The organism is Streptomyces sp. NPDC057271, assembly GCF_042668715.1.
GTDB lineage: Bacteria > Actinomycetota > Actinomycetes > Streptomycetales > Streptomycetaceae > Streptomyces.
This window is the reverse complement of record NZ_JBHUYJ010000201.1, coordinates 1-5622: the sequence shown is the minus strand read 5'-3', so window position 1 is coordinate 5622 and position 5622 is coordinate 1. Positions and strand designations below refer to the sequence as shown.

General features: G+C 66.8%; 6 protein-coding genes. 3 read left to right on the top strand and 3 right to left on the bottom strand.

Annotated elements, in window-relative coordinates:
* From ACFUJR_RS38640 to ACFUJR_RS38630, 3 genes are all read left to right on the top strand, one after another.
* On the top strand, positions 1–660 hold a 660-nt coding region (locus tag ACFUJR_RS38640; RefSeq protein ID WP_383180851.1), incomplete at its 5' end, for an IS3 family transposase.
* A 29-nt stretch (positions 661–689) separates the two neighbouring features.
* Positions 690–908, top strand: a complete 219-nt coding sequence (locus ACFUJR_RS38635) for a helix-turn-helix domain-containing protein (RefSeq protein WP_383180849.1) — start codon at positions 690–692, stop codon at positions 906–908.
* A complete protein-coding gene (locus tag ACFUJR_RS38630) occupies positions 905–2203 on the top strand; it encodes a hypothetical protein (protein ID WP_383180847.1) in 1299 nt (432 codons plus the stop codon). The genes ACFUJR_RS38635 and ACFUJR_RS38630 overlap by 4 nt, the downstream gene beginning before the upstream one ends.
* Here ACFUJR_RS38630 and ACFUJR_RS38625 read toward each other — a convergent pair.
* The 3 genes from ACFUJR_RS38625 to ACFUJR_RS38615 all read right to left on the bottom strand — a co-directional run bounded on the left by ACFUJR_RS38625 (position 2183) and on the right by ACFUJR_RS38615 (position 5072).
* Complete coding sequence (locus ACFUJR_RS38625) at positions 2183–2602, bottom strand: hypothetical protein (RefSeq protein ID WP_383180844.1); 420 nt, start codon at positions 2600–2602, stop codon at positions 2183–2185. The two genes, ACFUJR_RS38630 and ACFUJR_RS38625, sit on opposite strands and share 21 nt — an antisense overlap.
* Positions 2603–2838: 236 nt before the next feature.
* Positions 2839–3348: a recombinase family protein gene (locus ACFUJR_RS38620; RefSeq protein WP_383180854.1), complete on the bottom strand. Its 510-nt coding sequence runs from the start codon at positions 3346–3348 to the stop codon at positions 2839–2841.
* Positions 3349–3752: 404 nt separating this feature from the next.
* A complete protein-coding gene (locus ACFUJR_RS38615; RefSeq protein WP_383180841.1) occupies positions 3753–5072 on the bottom strand; it encodes a tetratricopeptide repeat protein in 1320 nt (439 codons plus the stop codon).
* Positions 5073–5622: the final 550 nt, after the last annotated feature.

Genomic DNA, 5622 nt, shown 5'->3' with positions numbered 1-5622 from the left:
TGGCGCGTCTCGGTGAACACCGTGGCCCGTCTGATGGCCGAACTCGGCCTGGCCGGACGGAAGGTCCGGCGGCGGCGCGGGCTGACCCGGCCCGGCAAGCGTCCCGCAGCCCCGGACTTCGTGCGGCGGGACTTCACCGCGGACGCTCCGGACCAGGTGTGGTGCGGCGACATGACAGAGATCGCCACCGGTGAGGGCAAGGTCTACCTGGCCACCGTCATCGACCTGTTCTCGCGCCGGCTGCTCGGTTACGCGATGGGCACACGCCATGACGCCGAACTGGTTGTGGCGTCCTTGAACATGGCCGCGGCCACCCGAGGCGGTGACGTGAAGGGCGTGATCTTCCACAGCGACCGCGGCAGTGAATACGGCTCCAGGCGCTTTCGCCGGGCCTGCCGCCGATTGGGCGTGACCCAGTCCATGGGCCGCGTCGGGTCGTGTTTCGACAACGCCGTCAGTGAGGCGTTCAACAGCGTGCTCAAGGTCGAGTACGTCCACCGGCACACGTTCGCCACCCGCACCGAGGCCCTGCTGCGGATCGCGACCTGGATCACCGGCTTCTACAACACGCACCGACTACACAGCGTGTGTGGATATCAGAGTCCGACCGACTACGAGCACGACCATCGAGCCAACTCCGCCTTGGAGCTGGCCGCTTAGAAGATCTCCACAGTTCGAGGGGATTGACAATGTCGGGCCTGTGGTCCGGCCAGCCGAACACCGTCAAGCTTGACGAGCTGGACGTCATCTGCGCCGTGCTCGGCTGCGGCGTCGAGGAACTGCTCCTGCCCGAGCCGGAGCAGGTGCCGGCCCCGGCGCCAGCGGCGGACTCGCAGGCCACCGCGGTGGGCCAACCCCGCGCCGTCGCCCCGCGTCCTCGCACGGGCAGGTCCTTGCCCCCTCGATGAACTGCGTGCACTGCGGCAAGCCGCTGCCCGAAGGATCGCGGCGAGACCGGGCCTACTGCAACCGCAATTGCAGTGCCCTGGCCTCCTACCACCGGCGCAAGGCAGGCATCCCGCCCCCGCCCCGCTGGCAGCATCCCGCCCTGAACTCGGACAACCCCGCGCTCCGGTCTGCCGCGGCCCACACCAAGCAGCTCGGCGAGGCCAACGGATGGTCACCGTCGCTCGTCCGGTGCGCGATGGACGGCCTGACGGCGGTGCTGGAGGACCGCCCGCCCGGCAAGCCCGTGAAGCTCACCGAAGTCCGTACGCGAATACCGCGACACGCTTCCAGCCATCGGGTCGCCGAGGTCCTCGCCGACCTGCACCTTCTGGAAGACGACAGCTCCTTGGCGATCCGCTCCTGGATCGAGGCCCGCGCTGGCGAACTGCCCGCCGGCTTCGCCAGCGACGTCCGCGCGTGGCTACTGGTCCTCCTCGACGGTGACGTCCGCGCCAAGCCCCGGTCCCACACCTGCCTCTACGTCTACTTCGGCTGCGTCCGGCCCCTGCTGGAGAACTGGGCAGCTACCCGTGGGCACCTGCGCGAGATCACCGTCGCCGACGTCACGGCCGCGCTGTCACCCCTGCGCGGATGGCAGCGTCGCAACGCCATCGCCGCACTTCGCTCACTGTTCCGCTTCGCCAAGAAGCGCGGCCTGATCTTCGCCAACCCCACCACCCGGCTCAAGACCGAAGACATCCCGCGCAGCCTGCTGCCGATGACCGACACCGAGGTCCTCGCCGTCCAGCAGATCGCCGTCACCCCGGCGCAACAGCTGATCGTCGCCCTGGCCGCCGTCCACGCCGCCCGCGCCACGGCCATCCGACGCCTCACCCTGGACGACCTCGACCTGCCCAACCGCCGGATCACCATCGCCGGACACGCCCAACGACTCGGCGAACTGCCCCACCAGACCCTGCTGGCCTGGCTCGCCCAGCGTCGCACCACCTGGCCAAAGACCTCTAACCGGCACGTGCTGATCAACGCGAAGACCGCCCTGGGAACCGGGCCCGTCAGTGCCGAATACCTCAAGCGGCACCTGCTGCACCAGGGCGTCTACCTCGAACGCATCCGCGGCGACCGGGTACTGCACGAGGCGCTGACCGTCGGCGCCGACCCGCTGCACCTCGCCATGGTCTTCAACCTGTCCCACACCGCCGCGAGCCGCTACGCGGCCATCGCCCAGAGCCTGCTCGACGGCGAGATAGAGCAGGCTACCGACAGCGAATGGCGGTCACGTCTCCCTGGTCTCTGACTCAGTCGCAGCCATTCGGAGAATGGGAACGCCTTCGAGCTCGGAAGCACTGATGCCTAGCTCGCTTCGGAGATCTCGCCGCAGAGCGATGAGCAGCCCGTCCACGCTCGCGCTTCCTTCGCGAGCCAGAGAGTCTCGCACCGAAGCTGCGAGCTTGATGTGCTCAGGAGTCCCCAGCAAGAGGACGTCAGCCATGGCCTGTTCAAAGGCATAAGCGCGATCAGGAGACAACTCGCGATGGGCGCAGTTGGTAAGCGTGCGGTATGCGCTGAGCAGGTAGTCGAGGCGCTGTTGGCGACGCAACTGTGCTCGCGCCTCAACGCGTGCCGTGAGAAAGGCCAGTACGCCGCTGACCAAGACAGTGACAACTGGCACGACAATCTTCTCAAGAATGTCCACACCTAGAGTTTTGCACTGCCACTCACCGCGAGGTGGCCGGTCGGCAGAATACGCGGCACCTGAACATGCAACCTCACCAGTCCCTCGTATCCTGCCCATACAGCGGCGACGAACCCACCGCACTTTCGAGCCTGCCTGCCGCAGAGACCGTAGGTTTCCGATGAACGTCCCTCAGTCAAGCTGAACCCACGGCCGTCGTGCCGGTAAGAACCGTGTCACCAGCCGCAAACGAGCGGTCAGGGCTTCGTGACCGCGGCTTTCTTCGGTTGGCGAGGCACGGTCCTGGCCTTGTCAAGGTGCCCGTATACCGTCGACCTCGGAACCCCGAACAGGTCGGCGATCTGCTGAACGGTCTTCTCCCGGGCGTCGTAGAGCTGCTGGGCGAGTTCGGCCTGGTCCGGGGTGAGTTTGGGGCGGCGTCCCCCGACCCGGCCGCGAGCCCGCGCGGAAGCGAGCCCGTCGTTGGTGTTCGCCACGATCAGCTCGCGCTGGAGGTCGGCCAGCACGCTGAGCATCCCGAACATTGCACGCCCCTCCATCGTGGACGTATCGACGCCCTGCTCGATGACGTGCAGTCCGATGTCGCGTTCACGTAGGTCGGCGCCGAGGGTCACCAGGTGGAGCACCGAGCGGGAAAGGCGGTCCAGCCGGGTGACCTTCAGGGTGTCGCCTTCGCGCAGCAGTTGCATGACGAGGTCGAGCTGAGGACGGGATGCCTTCGCGCCGCTCGCGGTGTCGACGTGGATGTTGTTGCGGTCGACTCCGGCCCGCAGCAGGCGTCGATCTGGTGGTCGGGGTTCTGGTCGGCGGTCGAGATCCGGGCGTAGCCGATGAGCATGTGTCGGAATCTATCGGCCGGACCGTTCACCGACGTTGATTTCCGACTCGGGTTTTCGGCAAGGCCCACCTGCGGGGTCGCCATCATGGGTTCAAGTGTCGGCAGACGGCCGTTTCTCGACACCCGAGCGAGGTCTGGCGAGCGCCAACCATGCGCGGCTGCCTCCCCTCGGTGCCTCGGTGATCGCGGTGCTGATCCCGATCAGCAGGTGGGACTGCCCGTGCCGCTGTCACCGATCGGCACCAGCGGCCGGCCTTCGCGGACCCAGGTGGGGGACTTGAGGTCCGCGACGATCTCCGGGGTGATGTTTGATTACATCCGTCCCCGGCGGATTCGAGTGGCCTCTGCGAGGTACTGTTCCGCTTCTTCCTCGCGCCCCAGTTCGGTGAGGCGGTTGGAGAGGTTGGCAAGGCAGTCGAGCAGGTCCGGGCGGTAGCGTTCGGGAAAGGCCGCGTGGAGTTCGCGAAGGTAGCCGACGGCCTCTTTTGCGTGGGGAAGCGCTTCGTGAGGGCGGCGGGCTTCGGCGAGGCGGGTGGCAAGGTTGTTCAGAGCAATCCCGAGATCACCGCGGAAGCCGGGATTGGTCTTGGCCAGGTGCCTGCTGAGAGTCACGGCGGCCTGGGACGCTTGCATGGCGTCAGCGGCTCGTCCGGCTGCCGCACGGTAGACGCCCAGGTTGTTCAAGGCAGTCGACAAGTCTTTGAGTATGCCCGGGTTGGTCTGGGCCAGAGACTGGTAGAGCGCGACGGCTTCTTCGGCGGCCGACGCGGCCTGCGGGGCCCGTTGAACCTCCCATTCACGCTTGGCGAGGTTGCTCAGGGCCGTGGCAAGGTCTGTCGCATAGCGTCCGGGATATGCCTGTGCCAGCGCCCGGTAGATGCCGGCAGCCTCGGTGCTCGCTTCGCGCGCCGGCGCGCGTTGACCTAAGGCGGCCAGGGCCTCACCGAGATTGTTCAAGGCTGCGGCCAGTTCCGCCTCCTCGGCATCACGCGTGTGCCGATCGTGTGCGGTGTTCACCCGGACCCGCCTCAGGCTGGCGGCTTCCTGGCCGTATTCGACGGCGTCCTCGTGACGGCCGAGCTCCTTGCACCGTACCGCGAGGTTGTTCAACGCCGCGGCCAGCTCTCCCCCGTACCGGGCCGGGTCTACGGCGAACAGCTCTCGGCGTAGTGTGACGGCTTCGTCCGTGACCGTCAGAGCCTCGTCCAGGCGGCCCACCACCGCCAGGCGGTTACCGAAGTTGTTCAGGGCCGAGGCCAGGCTTTCCCGGTAACGGCTGTCGCGCTGTGCCACCCGGCGGTATGAGTCGACAGCCTCCTGCGTCAGCTCCAGGGCTTCTTCGTGCCGGCCGAGCACGAAGAGATAGACCCCGAGATTGCTCAGGGCCGTTGCCAGTCCTCCCTCGTAGCGGGAGGCGTCGGCTGCCGACAGCCTCCGGCGGATCTCCACGACGTCCCGGGTCGGGCCTATCGCCTCCTCTGGCTGTCCATCGCGGTACCACTGCTGGCCCACCTCGCTCAGCTGCGACGCGACATCGGCCAGGTACGTGAAGTCGGCCGGAGTACCAGCCGTCTCCAACCGGCGTCGCACAGGATCGGGCAGCCCTGTCCAAGGCATTGATGTCAGCTCCATTCCATCGATCTGATCCGACTCGGCCGTCCGACCGGACCACCGCGCGTGGGGAACCCGACGAGCTCCCTGGCAAACGGACGAGTACCTGCTGGGAAACACCAGACCGCAAGGATGAGCGGGCATCAGCGCCGCCACCTGCCGCAAGCGAAGAAGGAGACTCGTAAACGCCGCCGATCCAGCCTCTGCGAGGATCTCCGTTCCCACCCGCACCACCTGGTCGAACGCGCCCTCAAGCAGCGCATCGACGGCGCGCTGAAAGCAGTACTCCTCATACTGTGGGTCCCGGTCGGGCTCCGCTAACAAACACTCCCCCACTCGCTGATCACCAACGGTCAGGACTCGCCATCGCCTGACGCAGCCCCGTGATCAGTACGGCTCTCACCCGAACAGGGTTCACATCGGCCCGCACTCGGCTCCTGACAAGGATGCTTCACACCTCCTGAGCAACGCCGAGATCTCAGTGGACGTTAAGTCCGATCTTCCCTGGTTCGTGGTCGCTCGATCGTGGTACTGATGGCTGCGCGGGCCATGTAATGGGCATGTCCATGTT

What these genes read in the sequence shown, in the direction of transcription:
- ACFUJR_RS38630 (WP_383180847.1), top strand. Translation starts at nt 905, where the DNA reads ATGAACTGCGTGCACTGCGGCAAGCCGCTGCCCGAAGGATCGCGGCGA.
- ACFUJR_RS38635 (WP_383180849.1), top strand. Translation starts at nt 690, where the DNA reads ATGTCGGGCCTGTGGTCCGGCCAGCCGAACACCGTCAAGCTTGACGAG.
- ACFUJR_RS38615 (WP_383180841.1), bottom strand. Translation starts at nt 5,072, where the DNA reads ATGGAGCTGACATCAATGCCTTGGACAGGGCTGCCCGATCCTGTGCGA.